The sequence below is a fragment of the Rhodococcus sp. NPDC057135 genome, from assembly GCF_042670865.1.
Lineage (GTDB): Bacteria > Actinomycetota > Actinomycetes > Mycobacteriales > Mycobacteriaceae > Rhodococcus_F.
In genome coordinates this window covers 34,552-59,522 of the sequence record NZ_JBHUUU010000010.1, presented here as the reverse complement: position 1 = coordinate 59,522, position 24,971 = coordinate 34,552, and the positions used below count along the sequence as shown (strand labels likewise).

Below are 24,971 nucleotides of genomic sequence, written 5' to 3'. Positions count from 1 at the left end.
CGCTACGAGACTGGTGACAGCGAACGCAACCCTCTCCGAAGCGCCGTGAGGGTTTCTGCGGCCGCTCGTACGCTTACTTCGGCGGCCGTGAATAGTCCCGACCCGTGAAAGGTTCCGGGGAAGGAGTGCAACTCGACGCTGACGCCTGCCTGGAGCAGTCGAACGGCGTAGTCGATTCCCTCGTCGCGGAGTGGGTCGAGTTCCATGGTGCTCACGTAGGTCGGGGGCAAGTTGCTGAGGTCGGTGGCCCGGGACGGCGCAGCGTAGATGGAGACGTCAGAATCTTCAGGCCCTGAATACGTCTCGCCGAGATAGTACTTCCACGACAAGATGGCGTTCGGGCGGTTCCACATCGGAGTGTCGACGAAGTTCGTCATCGAGACCGTCGCCAGGCGGTCGTCGAGTTCAGGGACGTCGAGGTATTGGAATGCCACGGGGACGACGCCTTCGTCGCGGGCTTTGAGTACAGTGCCTGCGGCCAGTCCTCCGCCTGCGCTCTGCCCGCCGACTGCGATGCGGCTGGGATCGATACCCAGTTCCTCTGCATGGGCGTGTATGTAGGTGAGTGCGGCGTAGCAGTCGTTGATGGGGCCGGGGAAGGGGGTCTCGGGGGCGAGGCGGTAATCGACGTTGGCGACGGCGAATCCGAGTTCTCGCGCTACCTCGATGCAGAAAGGATCATTGTATTCTGCTCTGCCGGTGGCCATTCCGCCGCCGTGAATCCAGAGCAGAACGGGGATAGGGCCGGTGGTGTTATCGGGGGTGAGAAAGCGAATTGGGACCTCCGGGTCGCCGTCGAGGCCAGGGGCGGAGAGTTCGCGAAGTGTGACTCCGTCGTACGAGAGGTCGGCCAACGCGGGGCCTATCATCGCGTCGCAGGTGGCTCGCGCAAGGGGGATGTCCGAAAAGTCGATTTTGGGGAACATCTTTAGCGCGACTGCGAGGTCGGGGTCGATGGTGGGGAATGTTGTCATGTGTTCATCATCGAGCCTGCATGTGACCCACGGCACCAGTGATTTGTAGGGAATCGGAGAGTCTTTGTCCGACTCGCGTCGGATCTCCCTAGGATGACGCCGGTGGACAGAGTGCATCTCGGCGTGGATCCGAGCGATTCGGTAATCGGGGCACGGATCGGTGGACATCCGCCGCTGGTTTTTGCCGGTCAGCCGATTGTGCAGACGCACGAATACCTTCTGACGCTTGCGGCACACACGGTTCCGTGGCTCGGCGCGCGAGAGCTTTCCGTTTTCATCCGTCGCGGCTTCTCTATCGGAGGCGACGACCTCGAGTACCCGGACATCGGGGTTCGCACGGTCCTGCACGCGCCGTCATCGCGAAGTGCGGAATCGGCGGGCAGCCATGGGGGCTTGGGGAGCGCGGCGTTGATCAAGATTCCCGCGGATGACGAGGTGATGCCATTGGTGTTGATCGCTCCGCAACCGGTGCTCATCCAGAACGAACCGTCCTACGCCGAGGCCGTCGAGGCAGACGGACACGGTTTCCTGTTCCAGATCAATGACGAGGGGTGGCCGGTGGGTTCGCAGTCGCAAGCCGAGTTCGCGGAGGAGTACCTATTCGGTTACGGGTCGGTGTATTTCTACGGGAGCACTGACGCGAACGGCCTCGTTCGTGAAGTTGTGCCGGGATTTCTCGACTTCTGACCTGCCCGACGACCCGTCTGCCGATAGCGTGAGCAGCGCATCCAGACTGGCGGTTTTGTCCTCGAAAAAAACTTTCGGAAGTTTGTCGATCGGTGAGTGCGCCGTTCGACGTGTAGGCAGAGGGGCCGAACGGACCGGCCCACAAACGAAGGAGATTCTCATGAAGTACATGCTGATCATGCGTTCCACCGACGAGGCCATCGAAGCATCCAAGGACATGGACTTCGACGAGATCATCGCCGCGATGGGCCAGTACAACGAATCCCTGATCAAGGCTGGTGTCTTGCTGGCCGGTGAGGGACTGGCCATGGAGGAGGGATTCATCGTCGATTTCGAGTCCGATCCTCCGCTGGTTTCCGACGGCCCGTACGGGGAGACGAAGGAGTTGTTCTCGGGATTCTGGATCATTCAGACGTCAACCAAGGATGAAGCCTTGGAATGGGCAAAGCGCTGCCCGTTGGGTCCGGGAAGCAAGCTCGAGGTGCGCCGGGTAAGTGAGATGTCGGACTTCGATCAGGACAACGAGTACATCCAGCAGGAAGCCGGCTGGCGCGAAGAGCTCGGCACCGATCGCCCGGTCGCAGGCTGAACCATGTCCGACGAGGCGGTGCGAGAAGCAACGAGAACGGCTGTCGACGCGGTCTGGCGTATCGAATCCGCGAAAATAGTCGCAACGTTGACTCGCACCGTCGGAGACCTTGATCTTGCCGAGGACCTGGCTGCGCAGGCTCTGCTCGAAGCCGTCGAGCAGTGGCCTGCCACCGGGGTTCCGCGAAATCCGGCTGCCTGGCTGACGTCTGTTGCGACACGACGCGCAATTGACGGGTGGCGACGACGCGAGAGGTTGGACGAACGCTACGCCCACTTCGCGCGTGAACTCGAGAACGACGCTTCGCACTTCGATGACGTCAGCTGGGATCCGGATCGGATCGACGACGACGTTCTTCGGCTGATGTTCATTGCCTGTCATCCTGTGTTGAATCGAAAAGCGCAGGTAGCCTTGACTCTTCGGGTAGTGGGCGGGTTGACCACGGAAGAAATTGCCAAAGCATTCCTGACGCCGACGGCGACAGTGCAGCAGCGGATAGTCCGCGCGAAGAAGGCGTTGACCGCCTCGAAAGCGGTATTCGAAGTTCCAGGGCGAGAGGAATTTTCGAAAAGACTGGGCGCTGTACTCGGTGTGCTGTATCTGGTGTTCAACGAAGGGTATGCGGCCAGCTCCGGGGACGAGTGGATGCGCGCGGATCTGAGTGCTGAAGCGCTGCGGCTGGCTCGGATACTGGCCGAACTGGTCCCGGGGGAATCCGAGGTGCACGGCCTCGTCGCGTTGATGGAACTGACAGCCTCGCGATTCGGTGCCAGGACAACTTCGACGGGTGAGCCCATCCTGCTTGCGGATCAGGACCGGACTCGGTGGGATCGCCTTCAGATCTCACGAGGGTTTGCCGCGCTACAGCGGGCTGACGCCGTCGGGCGTGGACGCGGACCCTACGGTTTGCAGGCCGCGATAGCCGAATGTCATGCTCGAGCAGCAACTTTCGATGACACTGATTGGAAGAAAATCGTCATACTCTACGAGGCTTTGGCGCAACTGGCGCCCTCGCCCGTGGTCGACCTCAATCATGCGGCGGCGGTATCCATGGCATACGGTCCGGCCCCTGCGCTCGAATTCGTCGACAAGCTTGTCGCTTCAGGTGAACTGGCCGGCTACCATCTGCTTCCGAGCGTTCGGGGTGAGTTGCTCAGTCAGCTCGGCCGATCCAGGGAAGCTCGAACCGAACTCCTCGAAGCGGCCCGGCTGGCTGGGAATGAGCGTGAGCGTGCAGTGCTGGTCGCGAAAGCAGATGCGCTGCTGCCGGATCAGTAGTCACGCGATTTGTAGTCAGAACTCAGTCGGATCGTCATTCGGCACCATAGGCGGCATTCCGACCCCGTATGGGTCGAGCATGTCCGAGACGCGGCGGCCCCACCGTTCATGTGCGGACTGACGGGTCATTCCGGCTGCACGGCCGATGGTTGCCCAGGTTGCGCCGAATCTGCGCAGGCTCATGACGCTTGCCGTCGAATCGATGCCCGCTGCAAGTTGAATCCGGAAACTTGCCAACTGCCACGCCATCTGACGCTGCGCCGGGATATCGGTGTCTTGTTCCGCCTCCCACTCGGCACTGCCAGGTAAGGGATCCGTACCGACAATTTTGTCCGCCTGAGCGCCGGCCTCGGTGATCGCGGCGTTGGCCGTCGTAATAGCGGCAGCATCGATCTTTGCGGTCAGAGCGTGCTCGATCAGGTCTTCCATGAGAAATTCTCCTTTCGTCAGGAACAGCCTGACAGTTCCAATCGAATGTTGTCAAGAGTTACCTGACTGATGCTCAGTTTAATTAATGCGCGATCTATTTGTGTACTATCTAAATAGTCTCCGGTCCTGTTGGCCGACGTCGAAGGGTTTGCTGGTGAAGATCGTGGTTCTGTCATTCCTGTTGGCGCTGACCTTGATGACGGTCGGAATCATCGCGGCACGCAACCGCAGTACTCGACCTGCGGTGACTGGGGTAGTTACCGCCGCGTCGACGGTTCTCGCGGCCGCCTGGACACTTTTTGCCGTGGCCTTCGTTTTAGCCTGATCGCGCTGTTCGACGCAGATGTCCGAGTTGGGAAAGTGGGTATGACGGATTCCAGGCCCATTGGTGAGAAGTCGCACTGGAACCGGCGATGCGGAATTCCCTCCCGGTGAGTGCGTTTCATCCAGGGGAGCGTTCTCCGGGGTTTCGTGTCCCCGGGTTCCTGAATACGACGGTTCCTGACTACGACGGTTCCTGACTACGACGAAAGGTTGCGCGATGACAAAGCTGTTGTTTGCAGTCACTTCTGCAGATCACTGGACGCTGAACGACGGAACTGCCCACCCGACCGGGTACTGGGCGGAAGAACTGGTCGAGGCGCATCGCGTTTTCGTCGACGCCGGCTACGACATCGTGATCGCGACGCCGGGCGGTAAAGCCCCCGTTGTGGACGAGGGGAGCCTGGCGCCCGAGGTCAACGGCGGGCAAGATGGCGCTGACCGTATGCGCAAGTACATCGCCGATCTGAAGCCGGTGCTCGATTCGCCGGAGATTCTCGAGAACGCAAACGCCGCCGATTACGACTTGGTCTTTGTGCCAGGTGGACATGGACCGATGGAAGATCTTGCGGTGTCGGCATCCTTCGGCGAGCTTCTCGTGAACTTCTTGGACGCGGACAAGGTGGTCTCGGCGGTCTGTCACGCACCGGCGGCGCTCCTGCCGGCGAAGAGATCCGATGGGAGCTGGCTGTTCGACGGCTATCAGCTGACTTCGTTCACCAATGAAGAGGAGACGCAGGCTGGTCTGGCGGACAAGGCTCCGTGGTTGCTCGAAACTCGACTGCGCGAGTTGGGTGGCAAATTCTCGAAGGCTGATGCCTGGTCGCCTTACGTCGTGGTGGACCGGAAGCTCTACACCGGTCAGAACCCGGCGTCGTCGAAGCCGCTCGCCGAGCGGATCGTCGCCGACTTGGGCTGAGCATGGCTTCTGGCACCGCATCGAGATCTCCTCGATGCGGTGCTGGGCCGTGTTCTGTTGTCCCCGAGAAGCTCTTCTCAGGTCTTGAAGGTGGTGTTCGCCGGCCTGGGGTGCCGCTGCGGGTCGATCGAGGGCGGCGGGATGAACCACGGTTTGTTGTCGAGGCCGATCCGGATTTCCCATTTTCCGACGAACCCGGATTTTCGGTGCATCAGTCGGTGGTGTGAACGGCAGAGTAGGACAAGGTTGTTCATCACCGTCGGGCCGCCGTTCGCCCAGTGCTTAATGTGGTGCGCATCGGTCCACGCCGGTACGCATGAACACCCCGGGAACGCGCAACCCCTGTCTCGGGCGATCAGGGCGACGCGTTGTTCGGCGTTGACCAACCGTTTTCCGGGTCTCGCATCCAACGGCGCGCCGTGAGCGTCGAGTAGGACAGTCGACAGGAAGCAATCGCACCCCAACAACCTCGTCTGAGACACCGACAGCGGCCCGAGCCATGGCATGTGCCCGACATCGAGATCCGACGGGGACTCTTCACCATCAGAAGGCGCGGCGGCACAATCTCGATGCTCAGCGAGGTCGCGGGCGTTGATGTGCACGTTCACGTGCGGGCGTTGCCCGCCATCGGTTCCGGTTTTGGCGCAGTCGAGGTAGCGGCGGATCAGTTCGGTGAACCCGTCTGCGGTCCGCTTCGCTGCCGACCGGGCATCGGGAGTTCCGTCCGGCGCTGGGGTCGGCATCGTCAGATTCGACAGGGCCGAGAGCAGCATTTCGCCGGTGAGGGCGTCGAAATCGCCGCGCACCACCACCCGACCGTTCAACGTCGAGGCGATGCGGAGCTCGTTGCGATCCACATCTTCGGCAGGCGGAATCTCATCGGATTCGAACACCCGCTCCAAAGTCGCGATAACGTGCCGAACCTTCGTCGTCGTCGCTTCCACCCCCGAGGCCGCTGCCAACAACAGATCGATGCACTTCGGTAGCGCTTCCTCCGGCATGCCTTTCGGCGGGGATTCGCAGAACGCGACGATCAAGACTGCGTGATCGAACGAGCAATCCCCATCATCGAAGCCTGCTGCCACGGCCGGGAACGCGCGCAGCGCGGCCCCCAGGGCGGCGATCTTCTTCCCGTCCCGAACCTGCAGCATCGTGTGCGCCGCCAACCACGCACCCACGCCGCGGCTGGCAATCACCTGATCATCCGGACGCATCGACAGTTCGTCCACTACCGCCACCCGAACGGCTTCGAGCCGAAGAATCTCCGCACTCGCCTCGACAGCAGCGGCGCGTAACTCGGCAGAAGACAACCGCCATAGGCGTCCGCGCAACCCCACCGCCGAGCCAGACACCACGTCCGACGACAAGGCACTCATTGAATCCCCCGATCCCCTCCCTCAACAATACTCGAACATGCGTTCGAGTCAAGAGGGAATTAGGTGAGGGCGCGAATGAGTGGAGTGGGGTCCGCGACTACGAACAGATGACCGCCCCCGCTGATCTCTTCGAAGCGAGAGTGGGGGATCAACGAGTGTGCCCAGCGGGCGACTTCGATAGGTACGTTGCCATCCTCGGTTCCATGCAGAAAAACCGTTGGCACCGAGATGGATTGGAAAAGGCCTGGCACCTCGTGGCGATACCGAGCCAAGTCGACAACCCCTGCGGATCCGCCCTGCGTGATCCCTTCGGATGAATCCAATTGGAGGGCGGGGCGATGCGACTCGTCGGTCATGACGGCCTGATCGGCGGCCGGCCAGATCGAGACGGAGTCGCTGCGTAGCTTGGAGAACACTCCGGTTCCCGCGAGCATTGCGCCGGCCACACGGGGAGCCCAGTTGGCGGCAAAGTACAACGCAGATACCAGTTTTATCCTGCGTCGCAATGTATCTCGCGGCGCCCCGGGAATCATGGCGCACGCCAACACCAGTTTCGAGACTCGTTCGGGAACGGCTGCAGCGACCGCGAGCGCGTAACCACCGCCCCCGGAGAAGCCCATGAGTGTGGCCGAGTCCAACTCGAGGTGATCGATCAGGGTGACGAAGTCGTCGTCCCAGGAATGAAATCCCTTGTCCAGGGACGGATCTGTGCGTCCGAAGCCGGGGCGATCGGGAACTATCAGCCGTATGCCTGCCGCCGCAGCCGCGTTGTCGAGTGAGAGACCCTCGTATCGGCTGCCGGGTGATCCGTGGACCACGACTACCGGACGGCCAGTCGGATCGCCGTACTCGCAGAACGCGATACGGCGCCCCGAGGCGTCACGAATTTCGGTTGTCGTCACGCTGCTTGTCATGTAGTGCTTCCTCGCTGCGCGATCGACGCCACACCATCCAGGATGAGAGTGACTCCGAATTCGAATCTTCGGGCGGGATCGTGATGAAGTGCGAAGACCGACGCATCGCGTCGATCAGCGGGCGCACTGTCGAAAGCTCCGCGTCCCAATTGAATTGCGACGTGTCCGGTTACAAAATCATGCAGGGCGCCGTACGCGTACGTGGCCTGTTCGTCGTCGAGGCCGGCCAGGGAAAGGGCACTTACGACTCGGTGGGCAGTATCGTCGGCGCCGGGTGCTTCCAGTGATGCCTGTCGATGGGCTTCCAGGACCAGGGGATGCCGCATCAGGAGATCGTGGAGTCCGTAGGCGAACGTGCGGGCAACCTCGCGCCAGTCGGTCGGCCAATCGATCGACGAGACGGCTTCGCCTACGAGAGTGGAGATCAGGTCTCGCCTCAAGGCGTCGATGCCGCCGGTTGTGCGGTGGACGGACATCGGCGATATACCGAGTCGCTCGGCGAGTACTCGAAATGACACTGCATCCAGGCCGTCCGTATCGGCGATCTCTGCCGCGGCATCAAGAATCTGTCTGTGACTCAATGCTTTTGGTCGGCCTGCCCTTGCGGAGCCGGCGGATTCGGATACCATGCTGACAACAATAGCGATACGCGTATCGAAATTACAAGTGTCTCTTGACCTACAAGGAGTGCTGCCCGATGACCGATCTCCATCAACTGTCCGCTGTCGAACTTGCCGGTGTGATCGCCGCCAAACAGGTCTCCATTCCCGAGGTAACCAGGCACTTCGTCGACCGTGCGACTACTTCCGACGACGTCGGTGCTTTCACGACGATTGCCGGAGAGCACGCAGTTGCACTCGCCGAACACGCCCAGCGCAGATTGGACGAGCGGGACGCCGGGCCGCTTCCGCGCCTGTTCGGAGTTCCGACGGCAATCAAGGATCTCGACGCTACTCGCGGCATCCGCACGACCTTCGGATCGGCGCTCTTTCGGGACTTCGTGCCCGATGCCGACGACGAGATCGTCGAGGCGATCCGCGAAGGTGGTCTGATCGACATCGGTAAGACGACGGTGCCCGAGTTCGGGGCGGCGTGTTATACCGAGCCGGAAGTTGCTCCGCCCGCTCGCAGTCCGTTCGATCGCACACGAAGTGCGGCCGGCAGCAGTGGTGGCGCGGCGGCCGCCGTCGGCGCTGGTCTGGTGCCGTTTGCCCAGGGAAGTGACACGGCAGGGTCGTTGCGTTCTCCGGCAAGTGCGTGCGGTGTGGTGGGCCTCAAGCCGAGTCGTGGTTTGATCACGATGGGCGTGGCAGGGCACGACAACTTCGGATTTGCGAGCAAGGGCCCGATCGCCCGGACAGTTCACGATACCGCTGCGCTGCTGGACGTTCTGGCAACGCGACCTGGCGCCGGAACTATCCACCCGCCTCGGCCGAAGTCGTTCGAAGAGTTTGTCGTACAGGCTGGGGGAGTGCAAGCTCGCCCCTTGACCGTCGCTCTTGCTCACGGATCGGTCTCCGGCGGAGTCGTGGATCCGCAGCTCTCGGATGCTGTATCGAAGGTTGGTTCTGTACTGGAGGGGCTGGGACACAACGTGTTCGAGCGACCGCAAGCCCGCGATGACGTCTTCGTTGATGCTTTCATCAAAATGTTCTCGTCCTTGGCCGGCACCAAGCCGATCCCGGAGGAGTACGAACACCTTCTGCGTCCGATAGTGCAGCACTTGCGAGTTCAAGCAAACGAGGTGCCTTCGGGTGAGCTGGCCGCGGCAATCGGAATTGTTCAGGCCTGGGCGCGGCGATGGAGTCTCGACTACGCCGACGCCGACCTTGTTGTCACTCCGACAGTGACGAAGCCGCCGCTTGCGATCGGGGAGTTGCGCAACGACGAAGACCCCGCGACCGAACTGATCGACATGGTCGCCTTCACCGGAAACACCATCGTTGCCAACGCAACTGGATTCCCGTCGATCAGCTTGCCGCTCGGTTGGACGGAAGACGGTGTTCCGCTCGGCGTGATGATCTCCGCGAAATGGGGTTGTGACGCGGAATTGCTCTCTGCCGCTGCAATGCTCGAGGCCGCGATGCCGTGGAAGGATCGGTACCGATTCGACCGCGCAACCGTGCTCTAATTCGGGAGCGGTGCCCGGTCGCTCGCCGATGCAAAGCCCAACCACGTGTGGCGGTTACCCCACCAACACCACCCGACTTTGGGAGCGTTGCGGTTGTCTTTGCCGTCCCGACCGGTTCCGTTGCTGATCCACACGGCGGGAGTTCTGGTGTCGAAAGATCCGTCAGGCTTACGCAATCGGGAACCGATGGTCATGAAGCACTTTCCGCGTTCGAGGATGTCGGGACGCTGCAACAACCAGTGGATGCCTTCGGTAAGCGTCAGCGGTGTACGTTCTGCATCAATGATTGCGGGCAGCGCCTCGTCCGGGCTCCAATTGGCCAGGTGGTCCCCGCGGTCGACTCCACCGAGCAGATGCAATGCGCTTTCGGGCAGTGTTGCCTGCTCGGTGGGTGCGAACAGATCAACATCCCCCATGTCGACGACAACGAATCCGCGCTTGTTCTCGAGCGCGAGCAGCGGGGTCAGAACTGAAGCTGGAGCCAGTTTTTCGTGCACGGTCAGCAGTCCCGCATCACCTTGTCCGGCTGCGGCAGCCGCCCTGACGTCGTTGGCGGAAAGTCCGGCCATCTCGTGTATGCCGAGTTCGATCAATCGCTCGGCCTGCTGATCGATGGGCGGGAGGTCGAAGTGCATACTTGCGATCCTACCGATCGTGGGCAGGCCGATCGGCGGGTTCGGCGGCGAGGGAAGTCGGCCACGCAACGCCCAAAGCGCGCATGATGAACGGAACGGTGGTCGCTACGACGGCATCCACTCGGTCGCCGGCCATGAGCATCGGGCGCCGGCTTTCCACGCAAGCGAGAATGAGTTGCGCGGACGCGGCAGCATCGGAATCGACAAAAACACCGGCGTCGATACCTTCCCGGACGAGTTGTTCGACCAGAAGTGACAGCGGGACAATACGTTCGAGAAAGCGTTCGCGATCCTGCGCGGACAACAATTCGACCAACGCGATTCCCGTGAATCGTTGCAGCGAGAACTCGACGAGCGTTAGTTTGACGAGGATTTCGATTCGGTCGACAGGATTCTCGCGATCCGCGAGTTCACGCTCGGCCAGGAGTAGGAATCTATCTATCTCGCGGGTGGACCAGGCGAGTAGTAACGCAGATTTGTCGGGGAAGTAGTTGTACACCGCTGTCCGCGAGACGCCGGCCGCCTGGGCAACAGTCTGCAGCTTCACGTTCTGCCAGCCCTGCTCGTGAAGTTCGCGAATGAACGCGTCCAGCATGGCTTCTCGGGTGGCGACCTTGTGTTCTGCGGTTGTCGCGCCACCGGTCAGCTTCGGCATGGTCGATCCTCCTGGGTCTGATTCACAGTCACGGGGAGGTCGAACAGATCCGCAACAAGGCGTGGATCACCTTGCCACATCGAGACTGGTACGAGCATCATCTGCTGCGCGATCGAGCGTACGGATCGGCTGACCTCCTGCTCTTCGGCGGGAGTGAGCGTCGTGCGTTTGCGCAATCGCTCCATCTCCGCCGCAGTCAGATCAGTGATCCATTCTTCGGCCGCAAGCGAGAGGGGTGAATCCGGTGTCACGACCGATCCAACTCGGCACTGGAGAACCGCGAAGTCATCACTGACAGCGTGATGACGGCTACGACCGAGACGGCGTGTGCCGCCGCCAGCCAGAGCGACTCGGGTGCATGTTTGTGGAGTGTCGGCGCCATCAGCATGGCCATGAGGAGGGCGAGACCTGACAACATCGCGGGACCGTTGGGTCGGCCGACAAGCAGGGTGATCAGAAGAACGAGCGCGACGACGCCGCAGGCCACATCTGCAGGCGGGTACGTTGCCGGAACGATTCCGCGGACAGTGTCGGTGAAGGTCAGTCCGACCGTCACCAATTGCGCAAGACCTGTCGCGCCGGCCAACCAGGCCGTCCACCGCAGGCCGTGGAGACCGGCTTTCCGAGTCCCGGTCAGGGGAGCTTCCGGAGATCCCCACGTTGCGGTTGTCGGTGCTGTCACGGGCCTGCTCCTTTTTATGACGAGGTGTCGTCATAACGTATCAGCGCATGAAAAGTGGGTTTCCGAGGGCAGGTAATTGGCTAGTCCTGAGGGAGCAGACACGGCAGCATCAACAGTTGAATAACCGACGAGGCGAACTGCGGGAGGTGGCTCGATGACGACCCCTGTCCGCACGGATCGGCCATCGTCAAAACAGCGTTGGTTGGCGCGCGCGGCATTTGCGGCGTTGGTCCTGGCGGTTGCGGTGCTTCTGGTCTTCGCCGGCTTGAAAACCCTGACGATGCTGCTCCTGGGGATCGGCGGGGTGATTGTGTGCGTCGTAGCGGTGTACTGGTTTCTGACGACCCGCGGGTTTCTCCGCTGGATCTCGCTGGCGGTGGCGGTACTGACGCCGATCGTCGTGCTCACCTTCCTGGTCCGAGAACGCCTCCTGTGGGTGGTGCTGCTCGCGATCGGGTTGTTCGTCGTAGCCGGTATCTGCGCGCGCGCCGCCTTGGAGGGGGAGGAGAAGGAATTGCCGGTGGTCGAGCGACCGGCACCGCCGCCCACCAAACCGTTTCTGGTGATGAACCCGAACTCCGGCGGTGGCAAGGTCGAGAAGTTCGATTTGAAACGCAAGGCCGAGGAACTGGGTGCCTCGGTTGCCCTGCTCGAGGGGCCGGAGAAGATCGACGTGACGGCATTGGCCAGGGAGGCGGTCGCGGACGGCGCCGATCTGCTCGGCGTTGCCGGTGGTGACGGAACTCAGGCACTGGTTGCCGCTGTCGCGGCCGAATACGACCTGCCCTTCCTCGTTGTCAGCGCCGGGACGCGCAACCACTTCGCCGCGGACCTGGGTCTCGACCTCGAGGATCCGTCACGGTGCCTCGACGCACTTGTCGACGGCGTCGAGGTCACGGTCGATCTGGGAAAGGTCGGCGGTAGAACCTTCGTCAACAACGCATCGTTCGGGGCATACGCCGAGGTTGTCCAGAGTCCGGAGTACCGCGACGCCAAGACCAGCACCTTCCTGCAGATGCTCCCGGATCTGCTCGCCGGGCGTGCCGGAGCGGTGCTGACCGCCCGCTCCCCGAGCGTGTCCGCGGTCGGGCCCCAGGCGGTGTTGATCAGCAATGGACCGTACGAGATGAACGACTTGGCGGGGCTCGGCCATCGCCCGCGTTTGGATCGGGGGACTCTCGGGATCGTCGCGATCTCCGTCGGCAGCGCCCGTCAGGCCGTCGGGTTGCTCCATCGGGCGCATCAACACGGGCTGGCTCAGGGCACCGGATTCGAGGTGATCATCGATGCCGACACCGACGAGATTCCGGTCGGCGTCGACGGCGAGGCTCTCGTGATGCCAACTCCCGTCAAGTGCACAGTCAGCCCACAGGCACTACGGGTCAGAGTCCCCCGAGATCGTCCGGGCGTCCGTCGACCCAGGCACGCCTGGGATCTGGTCCGATTGCGAGAGTTGGCGAAGTTCACGAAATCCGGTGCATGACCTGGCCGATGGCCTTGCGTGACTGCCAGCAGAGTGAATCCGGCAAACATGTCCGTTTTGTACCGGATGCTGGCAGCATTGAGTGCCGGTACGGATCCTCGAGGAGCAATCGAATGACGATCACACCCAGCGAAGCGCCGGTAGTCGAGACAACGTATGGGCCGGTTCGAGGATCGACGAAAGGCACGGTATCGAGTTGGAAGGGTATCCGCTACGCGGCGCCTCCGGTAGGTCCACTGCGATTTCGTGCACCGGTTCCGCCGCAGCCGTGGACCGAGATCCAGGATGCAACTGAATTCGGACCGTGTGAGCCGCAAAGTCGACTCGCGATGATCCCGCTCGGCGAGAATGTTCCGATGGACGAAGACTGCCTGTTCCTCAACGTGTGGGCGCCGGGTCCCGTCGGTTCTGAGGCTCCGGGTAAACCGGTCATGGTCTGGATTCACGGCGGCGCGTACTTCCGCGGAGCATCCAGCCAACCACTTTTCGACGCAACCACATTGGTAGAAAACGGTGACGTAGTCGTAGTCTCGATCAACTACCGGATCGGTGTGTTCGGCTTCGTCGATTTCTCGTCCTTCAACTCGAGTGAACATACCTTCGAACCCAATGTCGCGCTCCGCGACATGATTGCAGCACTGCAGTGGGTTCAGGACAACATCGCGGCTTTCGGTGGCGATCCGAATCGAGTGACGCTGTTCGGTGAGTCGGCAGGCGGCGGCGCCGTGACGACGCTGATGACGGTGCCGTCCGCGCGGGGCCTGTTTCATCGCGCCATCGCCGAAAGTTCGCCCGCTACTTCGGTGTACGGGAGTGAGCGTGGCGAGATCGTCGCGAAGATGTTTCTCGAGATCTTCAGCGGCGGCGGCGATCTGGGCCTGTTGCGGTCCACGTCCGCCGAAGACTTGGTCGGGCCTTCGGACGAGTTGTTTGCTCGCGTCCCGCAGGAGACGCCGGGAACCCTTGCGTTCGCGCCTATTGTCGACGGTGATCTGCTCCCCGACTACCCGGTGCGAGCGTTTCGTCACGGCAACGCGCACCCGATTCCGCTCATCATCGGGACCAACAGGGACGAGTCTTCGCTCTTCCGGATGATGAAGTCGCCGTTGATGCCGATCGATCCCGTCGTGATCACGTCGATGTTCGCCGAGATCGCCGACGAGCACCCAGAGCTCGAGCTACCCGATCATTCCCAGATCGAAGGGGCGTACTCGGGGCTGTCGAAGCTGGGTGCCGGCCTCGGTCTGACCCGTGACTTCGGATTCCGTCTGCCGACACTGTGGATTGCCGAGGCGCACAGCAAGATTGCACCGACGTGGTTATATCGCTTCGATTACGCGCCGCCGATGCTCAAGGCGCTGAAGATCGGTGCGACCCACGGCACCGAACTTGCCTACGTCTTCGGCAACATCAATCACGGAGCGCGGGACATCACCTACAAGTTGGGTGGGCTGAGCGCGGCGCGTCATGTGTCGGAGCGAATCCAGGCGAGGTGGTTGGACTTCGCCAGAGCTGCAGATGATTACGACACCGGGACTGATCGTGAACTGGGTACAGATCCAGGGTGGCCAGCGTACGACACTGACCGACGTGCGACGTTGTTGATCGACAAGCACGATGCCGTCGTCGCTGACCTCGACCGCGAGATCCGGGAGGCGTGGGGTGACACGGTGATCGCATTCACCTGATGGTTTCGGTCTGCCCTAGGTTCGCCAGATAGTGTGAGACGGGTCCCGCAGTGAGCATTCCGCTTCCAGTGCCCGCAATTTCGGATGCGGCAGGCAGGAGTGCCGCTCGGGCTCGCTTCTTGACTCGGCTGTCGCCGACTGCGGTCGCCGCAGCAGCAGCCAGGCACCACAGTGCCTCGGAGAGTAGGTCTTTGGGTGGGTCCGGCAACGCCTCGACTGCCTGGGCGGCCTCGTTCACCTTTCCGTTTGCGAGAAGGACGTGTGGCCGGGCCCAGGGTTCGTACGGGCCCCACTGTGTGGCGGCGTCGAATCTTGCCGGCAAACCGCGCCACACTCGGAGTGACAGAATTGCGAGAGGGAGAATGCCGTCCTCGAGTCCGGGCATGCCGGAATCGGAAAGGTTCACCGCCGCAGATCCGTACAGCTTCTCGCAGTGATCCGCTTCCGCTCCGGTAGCGGCCGTTCGCATTGCGCGGAACCAGGTGGTGAATACCGCTGCCAACGGCCGTTCGTGACGTCCAGCCAGTCGATCAACTGTCTCGGCATGTAACGCTGCTGCATCGAATTGCCCCAGTGCGCCGAGGGCTTGCATGCGGATCAGATGGCCGAGGATCTCGAAGGTGGCCAGGCCGTGTCGAACGGAGAGGTCTACCAGTTCACGGCCGATGCTGTCGCGCTCGGAGGCCAGACCGGTAGTCCAGAACGTCTGCATGAACAACCCGTTCAGGGCGAACGCCAAGAGTCCTGGATCGTCGAGAGCACGACCGATCTGTACTGCAGCACGGGCACATTCGAGCCCGCGATGATCGGACACCCCGCGCGATTCGAGTGCGATCGTCGCCAACAGTCTGGCCCGAGCGGGTTCGTTGCCGTCCGGAAGGCGATCGAGGGTGCGCTGTGCGGCCTCGACGATCCGCGCAGCCTGCCGAGGATCGTCGGATCGTGTCCAGATTCCGGGCACGTCGTAGTTGCCGATGATCCGTGCGGTGAGTTCGACATCGTCCAATTGTTCAGCGGCGCCGATGACTGTCAGTCGCTGGTTTCGGGCAGTCTCGAGTCCGCTTCCGCCGGCAACTGCCAAACTTCGGAGGAGGCCGACGGTTGACTCCAATCTCGATTTCGATCCGGCCGCTACGGTCCTGTCGTACGCTGCCGAAACCTGAGTGAAGATCTGTTCTGCCCCTACAGGATCCAGGTGCGTCTCCCGGCGGAGAATGTCGGACTCGAGGTCGTTCAGTCGTGGACCAGGGTCGATGCCCAACTCTTCGGCGAGTAGCTTTCGTGCGCGACGAAGGACTGCCAGAGCATCGCCCTGACGGTCGGAGCGGTACAGTGCGAGGGCGAGTAATCGCCAACCCTCTTCTCGCCAAGGGTGTTCCGTCACGTGGGCATCCAGATCGGGAATCGTTTCGGCGGCTTGCCCGAGATCCAGTTGGCTGGACGCCAAGTGTTCGACGGCCGTCAGACGCAGTTCCTCCAAGCGTGATCGCTCCGATCGTGCCCAAGACTCTTCGATGAATTCCGCATAGGCCGGCCCTCTCCACAGTTGGAGCGCAGTTCGGAGCAGTTCGAGTGAGTGCGCCCGCGTCGAATCGGCGGCCTCACGCACCAGCCTTTCGAATTCCCAAGCGTCGACCGCGTTGGGTGCAGCATGGAAGGCGTAGCCAGGCCCCTCGGTGACAATGACTTTCGGCTTCGTCCGCGGCGCACGATCCGGTTCGAGCGCGCGTCTCAGCGCGGAAACGAACGTACGTATTGCGCTGGTCGCCCCGGCCGGAGGATCGACCCAGAGGTCGTCGACGATCACGTCCACCGGAACGACACGTCCGCGGGCGACGATCAGACGAGCGAGGACGGCTCGGTGTCGTGGGCCCTTCAGATCAATCTGGTGTGAAGACTGGTTCCACGCGACCACGGGTCCGAGAACTCCGAAAGCCGGGCCTTCAAAGGTGTGGTCTCGCATTTGCCCACGCTATCGCGCTCATCGAACGCTCATCGACTCCGGCGAGGCTGATTGCCATCACCCCGACTTGCCATCACCCCTACAAACGAGAGCGACCGATGACGATCACCATTCCAGGCTTCGAGTACCGCCAGATTTCTACAACAGACGGGGTGCGGCTCAACGTCGCGGTCGGTGGAAGCGGGACACCACTCGTGCTTCTTCACGGCTTCCCCCAGACTCACCTCATGTGGCGTCACGTCGCCACCGCATTGGCGTCGGATCACACCGTCATCTGCCCGGATTTGCGCGGATACGGAGCCAGCGACAAACCGGTGGAGGAAAGCGCCAACACCTACTCCAAAAGAACAATGGCTACCGACATCGTCGAGGTGGCGAAGAAACTGGGACACGAGAAGTTCGCCCTCGTCGGCCATGATCGTGGCGCACTGGTTGCCATCAGAGCGGGGTTGGATCATCCAGATGTCATCACGCATCTCGGCTCGTTGGACGTGCTCCCCACCCTGGATATGTGGGACATCCTGCACGGATCGAATGCCGCTGTTGCATTTCATCTGTATCTCATGGCTCAGCCACCCGGTCTCCCCGAGCAGATGATCAGCGCCAGCGCCGACGCGTTCTTCGAGTACTTTCTCGACGCATGGACGCAAAACCGCGAGGCGATTCCGGCTGACGTGCGGGCGGAATACCTGCGCGCCTCACGGGAGGCGGTGCCGTCGATCGTTGCCGATTACCGCGCGTCGGCAGGCATCGATATCGAACACGATCAGGCCGATCGCGATGCGGGCAACCAACTGCACATGTCGGTCACGGTCATCCAGCAGGACTGGGGTTCGATGCTCGGTTACGACGCCGAGGCCCTGTGGAAAGCGTGGGCGCCCGATCTCGAGCACCGCACGCTGTCCGCTGGTCACTTCATGGCAGAGGAGGCGCCTGCCGAAGTGGTCGACGCGATCGGTGCCCTGCTGAAGAGGTAGTCAGCGCTTGACCCCGGCAGCCAAGTCGTCGACCAGGACCTTGGCGGTCAAGGCGTATCCCGCGGCCTTGTAGTAGTCGAACGGAATCACGCGACCGGCCTGTGCGGCGGGCAGGCGCTGCCACGTCGGCGAGGTGTACACGCTGCCGGAGGCGCTGCGATCCAAGGCGAAGATGACGTCGGCCTCCTCCAAACGATTGAACTGCTCCGACCCGAGCATGACGCGAAGGTCGGGGCCTTCACGCAGCACCTCGAACCCGAGGTCCTCGGCGACGGCGGTGCGGAAATCGTTCTGGAACCACGCGATCTGATCCTCCGCGGCGGCTACGAAGGCAACCTTCTTGCCGGCCATGAGCGGTTCGACGGTCGGGCGGACCTGAGCTACGTGGGCGTCGTACTCGGCGAGTACTTCTTCGGCGCGATCGCTGCGCCCGATGCCGGTGAGGAAGTCCGACATGACCTTCCGCCACTCCGGGGTGAAGTCCTTGCCGACGGGGAGGACCGGTGCGATCTGCTGCATCCGGTCGTTGCCGTACGACCCGGTGTCCCACCAGCCTGCGCTGAGGACGAGAAGGTCGGCGCCGAGGGTCGAGATGTATTCGAAGTTGGGATCGGAAGCACCTTCGGCGAAGATCTCGACACCCGTGGCATCCGGGACCTCACGGCGTAGGTGTTCGGCTGCGCCGGTCGGGTAGGCGGTCACCGGGTATCCGGCGAGGATCGACAATTCGAGGCCGTCCCGAGGGTCGAGGGCGACGACGTTCTGTGGGTCCGTCGGAATGATCAGCTTCTCGTCGCCGCGAGTGAACTCGAAGGTCTCCGCGTTCTCGGGCGTCGAACTTTCCGTGCTGGCGCAGGCGGCGAGAAACGCGGTCGCAGCGACGCCCGCGCCGACGCCGAAGAAACCGCGTCGCGTCAGGTTGTCCACGATCGCCCAGTAATCGCGATCGGTCGTGGAGGGAGAAAGGAGTCGAGTCATGCTTGTTAGGTTAGCCTTAGGGGCTGGCTTCGGGAATGCTGAAACAGCTCCCGCGAGCGCCAAGAAATACGGCGAACACGCCAGCGTGGAGAGTGTTGTCGGCGTCACCTGACTGTCTGATTCACAACCCACTTTCGACCTCTGACGTGCATGACGTCACAACCGGCCGCCTCCTCGATCGCGATTTGGCCCTGATCGCGCCGACTATGCTGAGTTGACCAGCAGTACGATTTCGGAGGTTGCAATGCAGATCACCAGCGTCGGCCACGCAGGATTTCACATCCAGACCGAGGCCGGATCCATCCTGTGTGATCCATGGGTGACCCCGACGTATTTTGCGTCCTGGGTGCCGTTCCCCGACAACACAGAGTTGGACTGGGACGCGCTCGGCAACTGCGATTACCTCTACGTCTCGCACCTGCACAAGGACCACTTCGATCCGAAGAATCTGATCGCGCACGTCAACAAGGACGCCACAGTCCTGCTCCCCGATTACCCGGTGCCGGACCTCAAGCGTGAGCTCGAGAAGCTCGGCTTCCACAAGTTCTTCGAGACCGAGGATTCCGTCAAGCACACCGTCAGCGGCCCCAAGGGCGACCTCGACATCATGATCATCGCTCTGCGTGCTCCCGCGGACGGTCCTATCGGTGACTCGGGCCTCGTCGTCTCGGACGGGGAGACCACCTGTTTCAACATGAACGACGCCAGGCCGGTCGACCTGGACCCGCTGACCGACGCCTTCGGGAAGGTCGACATCCATCTGCTGCAGTACTCGGGCGCGATCTGGTACCCGATGGTCTACGACATCCCGAAGGGCACCAAGCGCAACTTCGGCAAGCAGAAGCGTCAGCGTGGAATGGACCGCTGCCGTAACTACATCTCTCAGGTCGACGCTGCCTGGGTTGTCCCGTCGGCGGGCCCGCCGGTGTTCCTCGACGACGACCTGCGCTACCTCAACGACGATCACGGCGACGAGGGAAACATCTTCCCCGACCAGATCACGTTCCTCGAGCAGATGCGCATCAACGGCAACGATCGTGGTCTGCTGATGATCCCCGGCTCGGCCGTCGAACTTCGCGGAAGCGAAAAGGTCGCGCTGACGCACCCCATCCCGGACGCAGACGTCGACAAGATCTTCTCCAACAAGGCCGAGTACATCGAGAAGATGGCGCAGAAGATGGCCCCGGTCATCGCCGCGCAGAAGGCCACGTGGGCCCCGGCCGAAGGCGAGCCGCTGCTCGACGGTCTCAAGGCCAAGTTCGAGCCGATCATGGCTCAGTCCGACCTCATCTGCGACGGAATCGGCTACCCCGTCGGACTCGTGATGGGGGAGGAGACCGTTGTCCTCGACTTCCCGAAGCGGATCGTTCGTGAACCCATCGACGGAGAAGGTAAGTACCGCTACGGCTTCCGCATCGCTCCCGAACTGGTTCGCACTGTTCTGCGTGACGACGAGCCCGACTGGGTCAACACCATCTTCCTGTCGACGCGCTTCACCGCGTGGCGCATCGGCGGCTACAACGAGTTCCTCTACACGTTCTTCAAGTGCCTCACCGACGAACGCATCGCCTACGCCGACGGCTGGTTCGCCGAGGCCCACGACGACAGTGCGTCTATCGAGCTGGGCGGGTACGAGATTCAGCGTCGTTGCCCCCACCTCAAGGCGGACCTGTCGAAGTTCGGTGTCGTCGACGGCACCAACCTCACCTGCGATCTGCACGGCTGGCAGTGGGATCTCGAGACCGGCCGCTGCAAGACGTCCAAGGGTCACGAGCTGCGCACCAGCAAGCTGAGCTGAACCGAGCTCGTCGGGTGACGGGATACAGCAGGTCGCTGATCGGCCTGGCGACAGCGCTCGCCGGGTTGGCCGGTTACGTCGACGCGCTCGGATTCATCACGCTCGGTGGGCCTTTCGTTTCGTTCATGAGCGGCAACATGACGCAGGCGAGCGTCGCATTTGCCGACGGAGTGTGGGCGGCCGCGCGGGTGGCCGGCGGGATCATCGTGCTCTTCCTCCTGGGAATCGCGTTGGGAACCGTCGTCACCCACTTCACGGAGCGGTACTCCGTCCGGACCCGCAAGGTCACGGTGCTCGCGGTTGTGGCTGGACTGCTGGCCATCGGTTCGGTGATGAGCAGCCTCGACGTCACCCCCGGCGCGATCTCGGCGATGGCTTTGGCGATGGGAGCCGTCAACTCGGTGTTCCAGCGCGACGGCGAGGTGACGATCGGCGTCACGTACATGACCGGTGCGCTGGTCAAGATGGGCCAGCGTCTGACCGGAGCCTTTCTGGGCGGCCCGAAGTGGGCGTGGCTGCAACACTTCGGGATGTGCGCGGGTTTGATCGCCGGCGCGGTAATCGGTGCGTTGGTTCATCGGTGGATCGGCCTTCACGCTCTGTGGCCTGCGTCGGCATTCACGGTTGTTCTGGTCGCCGTTGCCTGGCGGGTCTCGCCCCCGGCGCCGGCACAGGTGTAGAAGGGCTGCGAGTTCCACGGTTGATCACGCGCACAGTCTCTTTCGCGCCGACGTCATCATTGCCCGCGTGATCACTCCGTGCAGTAACTGGACAGGCGCGAAGTAGATTCGGCCCGCGCGGTTCTTCAGCTCCACGGCAGTGACGACGTGCAGGAGGCCGGCATCGTGGTCGGCCTGAACCGAGGCGACAAATCGTAGGTGTTTCTCGTCCGCTTCGATGAGGGCCTCGCCGTCGGCGACTTTGTCGACGGCAAAGGTGTCGGGGCGTCCCTGGGCGATACCGAGCAATCCGACTACCCGCTCCCTCAGCCAGAACATCGCGAGAACTGGAGCGGGGACATTTTTGACGTCGAAGACGGCCTGCGCCCATTCCTCAGATGTGTGGGTCGGAACAGGCGGGATGGTGATCGTGGTGGCCTCTGCCCAGTCCGGCGCAGGCATGGCCTTGAAAGCGAGTGTCATTTCGTCCTCCGTACGGTGCCGTATGGAACCTACCCATACGGTACCGTACGGAGGTGACGAATGCCCGCGCCCGACTCTCTCGCGACCAGTGGATCGATGCAGCTTTCCAGGCTCTGGCCAGCCATGGGCCTGATGCAGTGGCAGTGGAAAAGGTGGCGCGCACGCTCGGATCGACCAAGGGTTCCTTCTATTGGCACTTCGCCAACCGCGACGAGTTGCTGCAGGCTGCGCTCGATCGGTGGGAAGTTGTGGCTACCGAGAGACTGATCTCCTCCGTCGAGTCCTCTGGTGAACCGGCGGAGGCGAGATTGCGTCGACTGGTGGATTCGGTCACGACCGGATTGGCCGATCGCCGTGCGGAGTTGGAACTGCTTGCCGGGATCGACCATCCGTTGGTTTCGGCGGCGGTTCGACGTGTCTCCGAGCGTCGCGTTGCGTACATCGTGACGTTGTTGGTCGATCTGGGTATGGGCAGACAGAAGGCGGAACATCGTGGCGTACTTGCATATTCGATGTACCTGGGGCAGATGCAGCTGGTGCACAGTGCGCCCGATGCGGTTCCTCGCAGCGGTGCGGACCGTCACGCGCTCGTCGACGAGTTCGTGAACATGGTTCTAGCCAGGTAAGTCCTCCGTCGAACGCGGCGTGATCTGCGCATCACCCTGCGCTTTCAGGTGAGGGACCACACATTGCGCGTAACCCATAGTTACAGATACTTTGAGGTCAGCTGAAGTGGGGTGCCGGATATGTCGGCATTTCCCGGAGGCGCAAAACCGTTTCACGACAGGAAGAAAGGTGACTCACCATGAGCGTTGTGCTTATTTCGTTGCTGGTCGCCGCTGGACTCACCGTGCTGGCCACCAGTGACGGTGCCGGTCTGGACTTCGGGAGTCGGCAGCTGAACCGCCAGTTGAAGACCCGCACGCACCGGTAACCCCGGAAAACGGCCGGCTCCACGCGATCCTTCGCGGAGCCGGCCGTTTGCGCTGTCCGGTCAGTTCACTCCGAGATCTGTCAGCCAGGCCTGGGTGTTGCGTGCATTGATGCCCAGGACAGCGGCAGAACCCGTCGCCGAGTCGAAGGCGACATTGTCGGCAGATGCGAGTCCTGCGTAGAGCTGAGCAACCCCGGTCGCCGCTCCCGCTCCGATGATCGGCGTGATCGACGCACCGAACTTCTCGGGTGTCACGGCTTCGAAAGTTACCGCGCGCGAGAAGTGTTCGGCGAAAGCCTCGGCCAATTCGATGCCGGTGATCGCCGGAATCTGTCCGATGTCGACTGCGTCCGGTGCTACGTCGAGAGTCAAAGCCGCAACGGCTGCATCAGCGACATCGAGGTGCGAACCCCATGCGACCGCGAGATCGGCACGCAATGGGTACCGCAGGACGCCTTCGTCTTTCACTCCCGACAGCACGGGAGGCAGAAGCAAATTTTCGAGGAACAGTCGCGGGGTCAGGACGGTCACCGCGATTCCTTCGGCGCGAAGCCCGTCGACGAGCTCGGAGAGAACGGGTGTGTTGGGGCCGGTAAGCGGCGAAGTAGCGTCGCCGATCACCGTGCCGCTGGTCGAGATCACGAACCGCGAAGGACGTGCCGCTTTCGCTGCTGCCAGAATGTTTCGGGCGTAACCCGCGAGCGTCTCGGTGTCACCGGCGAGTGGCAGATGGAAGAACACCCCGTCTGTCGCGCGATACGCGTCGGCGAGAGAGTTGACGGACGTATTGTCCGCGACGACGGTGTTCGCGCCCTCGAACGTCTGGTCAGGGTTACGGGTGATTGCTCGGACCTCGGCGCCGGCGGATCCTGCGAGAGCCGCGACCAACCCTGCGAGAACGGGAGAACCCTGAGCGCCGGTGGCGCCATGCACTGTGTAAGTCATGACGCCTATAGTTCACATCGGGAACCAGTTACTTCAAGTGAACTAATGGGGAATCGATGAGTGAATCAGGTCACGTACTTCCGGAGTGTGGCGTTGCGCGCTTCCTGCTGGTCCTGGACGGACCGTGGGCAACCCTGATCGTTCGTGAGCTCACGCATGGCCCGATGCGCTTCACCGAACTACGACGCGCTCTGCCGGGCATCAGTCCCAGGACGCTCTCAGCCAGGCTCAAGCGATTCGAGGAGTTCGATCTGGTGACCCGGACCGCCTACGCCGAGGTACCGCCGCGGGTGGAGTACGAACTCACCGCGACGGGGATGGAACTGCGCTCAGTGCTCGAAGCGATGGTCGAGTGGGCGGATCTGGCACTCCCCGTTTCGTGACCTGCCCTCAACGTGGGCCCGAAAGTCCAACCCGCAGAGCACCGCAGGCCTCGAACATCGCATCTTGACCGGTATGGCCGACACCGGTGGTGTTGACGAAGGCATGGATCAATCCACTGTGACGCCTCAGCGCGACCGGGACTCCGGCCTCTCGCAGCCGGTTCGCGTATTCCTCGCCTTCGTCGCGCAGTGGGTCGAAACCGGCGACGGCAACGTAGGCCGGCGGCAGGCCGGCCAGATCCGGAGTGAGCAGCGGGGAGACTCGCGGGTCGAGAGCCGAAGCGCCACCCGACAGGTAATGGGCTGCATACCAATCCAGTTGGGCGTCGGTGAGAAAGAAGTCGGTGCCGAACATCTTGTGCGACGGACGCTTCGAGGAAAGGTCCACCCAGGGAAAGAAGAGCAGTTGGAATGCCGGCTTGACGTCGTCCTCGGCTGTGGACTGCGCGACGATGGCAGCCAGGTTCCCACCGGCACTGTCTCCGCCTACCGCAATGGATTTCGGATCGGCGCCCAGTTCTGTGGCATGTTCGACGCAGTACCGGAATGCGGCCACGGCGTCGTCGACCCCGGCAGGGAACGGGAACTCCGGCGCAAGCCGGTAGTCCACCGACAACACACTGACTTCGCCGTGACGGGCCAGGAAACGGCACACACTGTCGCCGCTCGCGAGGCTGCCGAGGACGAACCCGCCGCCGTGGAAGTACACCAAAAGTGGAGCGGGCGTTGGCACCACGGCCGGTCGATAAAGCCGTGCGGGAATGGTGTGGTCCGCGGCCGGGATCTCGATGTCACGAACCGTCTCGATGTCGATAGGAGCACCGCCGAACAGCCGCGATTCGGCGTCGATCTGGGCTCGCCCCTCTTCGACCGGAAGATGCTCGAAGCTCGTGCCTTCGACTGCGGACAGCAATCGCAGCGCAAGTTGGATCTCGGGGTGCAGAGTCTGCCCGTCGATTTCCTTCGGTTTGCCGCCGAGAATGCGCTGCGCGCCGGTCGGTAAGGTGCCAACGACATCGAGAACCACTCGCGCAACACGATCTTGGACAGACATCTTCTCCGTGGACATACTCGCCTTCCGTCGGCCGAT

The 24,971-nt window shown here is 62.4% G+C and carries 28 protein-coding genes; 14 read left to right on the top strand and 14 right to left on the bottom strand.

Translation table 11 applies throughout. From position 1 onward, the window contains the following. Positions 1-2: 2 nt before the first annotated feature. Positions 3-974 carry an alpha/beta hydrolase gene (locus tag ACFT1A_RS19540; RefSeq protein WP_378448329.1) on the bottom strand — a complete coding sequence of 324 codons (972 nt, stop codon included), beginning with the start codon at positions 972-974 and terminating at the stop codon, positions 3-5. A 93-nt stretch (positions 975-1,067) separates the two neighbouring features. On the opposite strand from ACFT1A_RS19540, the gene ACFT1A_RS19535 reads away from it, so the two are divergent. The 3 genes from ACFT1A_RS19535 to ACFT1A_RS19525 all read left to right on the top strand — a co-directional run bounded on the left by ACFT1A_RS19535 (position 1,068) and on the right by ACFT1A_RS19525 (position 3,528). After that, positions 1,068-1,661, top strand: a complete 594-nt coding sequence (locus tag ACFT1A_RS19535) for a hypothetical protein (protein WP_378448328.1) — start codon at positions 1,068-1,070, stop codon at positions 1,659-1,661. 160 nt (positions 1,662-1,821) lie between these two features. Beyond that, positions 1,822-2,250, top strand: coding sequence for a YciI family protein (locus ACFT1A_RS19530; protein ID WP_378448327.1), 429 nt, complete (start codon positions 1,822-1,824; stop codon positions 2,248-2,250). Between the two features lie 3 nt (positions 2,251-2,253). Further along, complete coding sequence (locus tag ACFT1A_RS19525) at positions 2,254-3,528, top strand: RNA polymerase sigma factor (RefSeq protein ID WP_378448326.1); 1,275 nt, start codon at positions 2,254-2,256, stop codon at positions 3,526-3,528. A gap of 15 nt (positions 3,529-3,543) precedes the next feature. On the opposite strand, the gene ACFT1A_RS19520 is transcribed toward ACFT1A_RS19525, so the two are convergent. Beyond that, positions 3,544-3,957 (bottom strand): hypothetical protein, encoded by a 414-nt coding sequence (locus ACFT1A_RS19520; RefSeq protein ID WP_378448325.1) that lies wholly within the window; start codon positions 3,955-3,957, stop codon positions 3,544-3,546. Positions 3,958-4,111: 154 nt separating this feature from the next. Between ACFT1A_RS19520 and ACFT1A_RS19515 the strand changes: the two genes are divergently transcribed. Next, positions 4,112-4,282: a hypothetical protein gene (locus tag ACFT1A_RS19515; RefSeq protein WP_317555728.1), complete on the top strand. Its 171-nt coding sequence runs from the start codon at positions 4,112-4,114 to the stop codon at positions 4,280-4,282. A 216-nt stretch (positions 4,283-4,498) separates the two neighbouring features. After that, entirely contained in the window at positions 4,499-5,197 is a 699-nt protein-coding gene (locus ACFT1A_RS19510; RefSeq protein ID WP_378448324.1) for a type 1 glutamine amidotransferase domain-containing protein, read from the top strand. 77 nt (positions 5,198-5,274) lie between these two features. Here the strand turns inward: ACFT1A_RS19510 and ACFT1A_RS19505 are convergent, their stop codons facing one another. The 3 genes from ACFT1A_RS19505 to ACFT1A_RS19495 are packed head-to-tail and all read right to left on the bottom strand — an operon-like array spanning position 5,275 to position 8,068. Next, positions 5,275-6,573, bottom strand: a complete 1,299-nt coding sequence (locus tag ACFT1A_RS19505) for a DUF222 domain-containing protein (RefSeq protein WP_378448323.1) — start codon at positions 6,571-6,573, stop codon at positions 5,275-5,277. 59 nt (positions 6,574-6,632) lie between these two features. Continuing rightward, positions 6,633-7,487 carry an alpha/beta fold hydrolase gene (locus tag ACFT1A_RS19500; RefSeq protein WP_378448322.1) on the bottom strand — a complete coding sequence of 285 codons (855 nt, stop codon included), beginning with the start codon at positions 7,485-7,487 and terminating at the stop codon, positions 6,633-6,635. Next, complete coding sequence (locus tag ACFT1A_RS19495; RefSeq protein WP_378448321.1) at positions 7,484-8,068, bottom strand: TetR/AcrR family transcriptional regulator; 585 nt, start codon at positions 8,066-8,068, stop codon at positions 7,484-7,486. Before ACFT1A_RS19495 ends, ACFT1A_RS19500 begins: the two co-directional genes overlap by 4 nt. A 116-nt stretch (positions 8,069-8,184) precedes the next feature. Here ACFT1A_RS19495 and ACFT1A_RS19490 point away from each other — a divergent pair, with 116 nt between their 5' ends. Then, entirely contained in the window at positions 8,185-9,618 is a 1,434-nt protein-coding gene (locus ACFT1A_RS19490; protein WP_378448320.1) for an amidase, read from the top strand. On the opposite strand, the gene ACFT1A_RS19485 is transcribed toward ACFT1A_RS19490, so the two are convergent. Genes ACFT1A_RS19485 through ACFT1A_RS19470 form a run of 4 tightly spaced genes read right to left on the bottom strand, consistent with a single transcriptional unit; the run spans position 9,615 to position 11,590 of the window. Further along, positions 9,615-10,253, bottom strand: a complete 639-nt coding sequence (locus tag ACFT1A_RS19485) for a DUF5701 family protein (RefSeq protein ID WP_378448319.1) — start codon at positions 10,251-10,253, stop codon at positions 9,615-9,617. The genes ACFT1A_RS19490 and ACFT1A_RS19485 overlap by 4 nt on opposite strands. Before the next feature lie 10 nt (positions 10,254-10,263). Continuing rightward, entirely contained in the window at positions 10,264-10,908 is a 645-nt protein-coding gene (locus ACFT1A_RS19480) for a TetR/AcrR family transcriptional regulator (RefSeq protein ID WP_378448318.1), read from the bottom strand. Further along, positions 10,896-11,159 carry a hypothetical protein gene (locus ACFT1A_RS19475; RefSeq protein ID WP_378448317.1) on the bottom strand — a complete coding sequence of 88 codons (264 nt, stop codon included), beginning with the start codon at positions 11,157-11,159 and terminating at the stop codon, positions 10,896-10,898. The genes ACFT1A_RS19480 and ACFT1A_RS19475 overlap by 13 nt, the downstream gene beginning before the upstream one ends. Beyond that, positions 11,156-11,590: a hypothetical protein gene (locus tag ACFT1A_RS19470; RefSeq protein WP_378448316.1), complete on the bottom strand. Its 435-nt coding sequence runs from the start codon at positions 11,588-11,590 to the stop codon at positions 11,156-11,158. The genes ACFT1A_RS19475 and ACFT1A_RS19470 overlap by 4 nt, the downstream gene beginning before the upstream one ends. Before the next feature lie 154 nt (positions 11,591-11,744). Between ACFT1A_RS19470 and ACFT1A_RS19465 the strand changes: the two genes are divergently transcribed. After that, positions 11,745-13,073 (top strand): diacylglycerol/lipid kinase family protein, encoded by a 1,329-nt coding sequence (locus ACFT1A_RS19465; RefSeq protein WP_378448315.1) that lies wholly within the window; start codon positions 11,745-11,747, stop codon positions 13,071-13,073. Positions 13,074-13,186: 113 nt separating this feature from the next. Then, positions 13,187-14,761 (top strand): carboxylesterase/lipase family protein, encoded by a 1,575-nt coding sequence (locus tag ACFT1A_RS19460; RefSeq protein WP_378448314.1) that lies wholly within the window; start codon positions 13,187-13,189, stop codon positions 14,759-14,761. Here ACFT1A_RS19460 and ACFT1A_RS19455 read toward each other — a convergent pair. Further along, positions 14,754-16,724 carry a BTAD domain-containing putative transcriptional regulator gene (locus ACFT1A_RS19455; protein ID WP_378448313.1) on the bottom strand — a complete coding sequence of 657 codons (1,971 nt, stop codon included), beginning with the start codon at positions 16,722-16,724 and terminating at the stop codon, positions 14,754-14,756. The two genes, ACFT1A_RS19460 and ACFT1A_RS19455, sit on opposite strands and share 8 nt — an antisense overlap. A 98-nt stretch (positions 16,725-16,822) precedes the next feature. On the opposite strand from ACFT1A_RS19455, the gene ACFT1A_RS19450 reads away from it, so the two are divergent. Next, complete coding sequence (locus tag ACFT1A_RS19450; protein WP_378448312.1) at positions 16,823-17,701, top strand: alpha/beta fold hydrolase; 879 nt, start codon at positions 16,823-16,825, stop codon at positions 17,699-17,701. On the opposite strand, the gene ACFT1A_RS19445 is transcribed toward ACFT1A_RS19450, so the two are convergent. Beyond that, positions 17,702-18,679, bottom strand: coding sequence for an ABC transporter substrate-binding protein (locus ACFT1A_RS19445; protein ID WP_378448311.1), 978 nt, complete (start codon positions 18,677-18,679; stop codon positions 17,702-17,704). It abuts the gene before it with no gap. Positions 18,680-18,923: 244 nt separating this feature from the next. Here ACFT1A_RS19445 and ACFT1A_RS19440 point away from each other — a divergent pair, with 244 nt between their 5' ends. Together ACFT1A_RS19440 and ACFT1A_RS19435 are read left to right on the top strand one after the other, a co-directional pair. After that, entirely contained in the window at positions 18,924-20,477 is a 1,554-nt protein-coding gene (locus ACFT1A_RS19440) for an MBL fold metallo-hydrolase (protein ID WP_003942885.1), read from the top strand. A gap of 14 nt (positions 20,478-20,491) precedes the next feature. Next, on the top strand, positions 20,492-21,157 hold the full coding sequence (locus ACFT1A_RS19435) for a YoaK family protein (RefSeq protein WP_378448310.1): 666 nt from the start codon (positions 20,492-20,494) through the stop codon (positions 21,155-21,157). Between the two features lie 24 nt (positions 21,158-21,181). On the opposite strand, the gene ACFT1A_RS19430 is transcribed toward ACFT1A_RS19435, so the two are convergent. Then, the gene (locus ACFT1A_RS19430) at positions 21,182-21,619 is read right to left on the bottom strand and encodes a DUF2867 domain-containing protein (RefSeq protein ID WP_378448309.1); all 438 of its coding nucleotides are present in this window, start codon (positions 21,617-21,619) and stop codon (positions 21,182-21,184) included. A gap of 53 nt (positions 21,620-21,672) precedes the next feature. Here ACFT1A_RS19430 and ACFT1A_RS19425 point away from each other — a divergent pair, with 53 nt between their 5' ends. Together ACFT1A_RS19425 and ACFT1A_RS19420 are read left to right on the top strand one after the other, a co-directional pair. Next, positions 21,673-22,245, top strand: coding sequence for a TetR/AcrR family transcriptional regulator (locus ACFT1A_RS19425; protein ID WP_378448308.1), 573 nt, complete (start codon positions 21,673-21,675; stop codon positions 22,243-22,245). Positions 22,246-22,424: 179 nt separating this feature from the next. Beyond that, positions 22,425-22,553, top strand: a complete 129-nt coding sequence (locus ACFT1A_RS19420; protein WP_003943237.1) for a hypothetical protein — start codon at positions 22,425-22,427, stop codon at positions 22,551-22,553. A 60-nt stretch (positions 22,554-22,613) separates the two neighbouring features. On the opposite strand, the gene ACFT1A_RS19415 is transcribed toward ACFT1A_RS19420, so the two are convergent. After that, complete coding sequence (locus tag ACFT1A_RS19415; RefSeq protein WP_378448307.1) at positions 22,614-23,498, bottom strand: SDR family oxidoreductase; 885 nt, start codon at positions 23,496-23,498, stop codon at positions 22,614-22,616. 56 nt (positions 23,499-23,554) lie between these two features. On the opposite strand from ACFT1A_RS19415, the gene ACFT1A_RS19410 reads away from it, so the two are divergent. Continuing rightward, positions 23,555-23,881, top strand: a complete 327-nt coding sequence (locus ACFT1A_RS19410; protein WP_019745900.1) for a helix-turn-helix domain-containing protein — start codon at positions 23,555-23,557, stop codon at positions 23,879-23,881. A gap of 7 nt (positions 23,882-23,888) precedes the next feature. Here ACFT1A_RS19410 and ACFT1A_RS19405 read toward each other — a convergent pair whose 3' ends face one another. Continuing rightward, a complete protein-coding gene (locus ACFT1A_RS19405; protein WP_378448306.1) occupies positions 23,889-24,950 on the bottom strand; it encodes an alpha/beta hydrolase in 1,062 nt (353 codons plus the stop codon). Positions 24,951-24,971 lie beyond the last annotated feature (21 nt).

Coding starts and splice junctions, on each gene's coding strand:
- ACFT1A_RS19540 (WP_378448329.1), bottom strand. CDS start 974: ATGACAACATTCCCCACCATCGACCCCGACCTCGCAGTCGCGCTAAAG.
- ACFT1A_RS19535 (WP_378448328.1), top strand. CDS start 1,068: ATGACGCCGGTGGACAGAGTGCATCTCGGCGTGGATCCGAGCGATTCG.
- ACFT1A_RS19530 (WP_378448327.1), top strand. CDS start 1,822: ATGAAGTACATGCTGATCATGCGTTCCACCGACGAGGCCATCGAAGCA.
- ACFT1A_RS19525 (WP_378448326.1), top strand. CDS start 2,254: ATGTCCGACGAGGCGGTGCGAGAAGCAACGAGAACGGCTGTCGACGCG.
- ACFT1A_RS19520 (WP_378448325.1), bottom strand. CDS start 3,957: ATGGAAGACCTGATCGAGCACGCTCTGACCGCAAAGATCGATGCTGCC.
- ACFT1A_RS19510 (WP_378448324.1), top strand. CDS start 4,499: ATGACAAAGCTGTTGTTTGCAGTCACTTCTGCAGATCACTGGACGCTG.
- ACFT1A_RS19505 (WP_378448323.1), bottom strand. CDS start 6,573: ATGAGTGCCTTGTCGTCGGACGTGGTGTCTGGCTCGGCGGTGGGGTTG.
- ACFT1A_RS19500 (WP_378448322.1), bottom strand. CDS start 7,487: ATGACAAGCAGCGTGACGACAACCGAAATTCGTGACGCCTCGGGGCGC.
- ACFT1A_RS19490 (WP_378448320.1), top strand. CDS start 8,185: ATGACCGATCTCCATCAACTGTCCGCTGTCGAACTTGCCGGTGTGATC.
- ACFT1A_RS19485 (WP_378448319.1), bottom strand. CDS start 10,253: ATGCACTTCGACCTCCCGCCCATCGATCAGCAGGCCGAGCGATTGATC.
- ACFT1A_RS19480 (WP_378448318.1), bottom strand. CDS start 10,908: ATGCCGAAGCTGACCGGTGGCGCGACAACCGCAGAACACAAGGTCGCC.
- ACFT1A_RS19465 (WP_378448315.1), top strand. CDS start 11,745: ATGACGACCCCTGTCCGCACGGATCGGCCATCGTCAAAACAGCGTTGG.
- ACFT1A_RS19460 (WP_378448314.1), top strand. CDS start 13,187: ATGACGATCACACCCAGCGAAGCGCCGGTAGTCGAGACAACGTATGGG.
- ACFT1A_RS19455 (WP_378448313.1), bottom strand. CDS start 16,724: ATGCGAGACCACACCTTTGAAGGCCCGGCTTTCGGAGTTCTCGGACCC.
- ACFT1A_RS19450 (WP_378448312.1), top strand. CDS start 16,823: ATGACGATCACCATTCCAGGCTTCGAGTACCGCCAGATTTCTACAACA.
- ACFT1A_RS19445 (WP_378448311.1), bottom strand. CDS start 18,679: ATGACTCGACTCCTTTCTCCCTCCACGACCGATCGCGATTACTGGGCG.
- ACFT1A_RS19440 (WP_003942885.1), top strand. CDS start 18,924: ATGCAGATCACCAGCGTCGGCCACGCAGGATTTCACATCCAGACCGAG.
- ACFT1A_RS19430 (WP_378448309.1), bottom strand. CDS start 21,619: ATGACACTCGCTTTCAAGGCCATGCCTGCGCCGGACTGGGCAGAGGCC.
- ACFT1A_RS19420 (WP_003943237.1), top strand. CDS start 22,425: ATGAGCGTTGTGCTTATTTCGTTGCTGGTCGCCGCTGGACTCACCGTG.
- ACFT1A_RS19415 (WP_378448307.1), bottom strand. CDS start 23,498: ATGACTTACACAGTGCATGGCGCCACCGGCGCTCAGGGTTCTCCCGTT.
- ACFT1A_RS19410 (WP_019745900.1), top strand. CDS start 23,555: ATGAGTGAATCAGGTCACGTACTTCCGGAGTGTGGCGTTGCGCGCTTC.
- ACFT1A_RS19405 (WP_378448306.1), bottom strand. CDS start 24,950: ATGTCCACGGAGAAGATGTCTGTCCAAGATCGTGTTGCGCGAGTGGTT.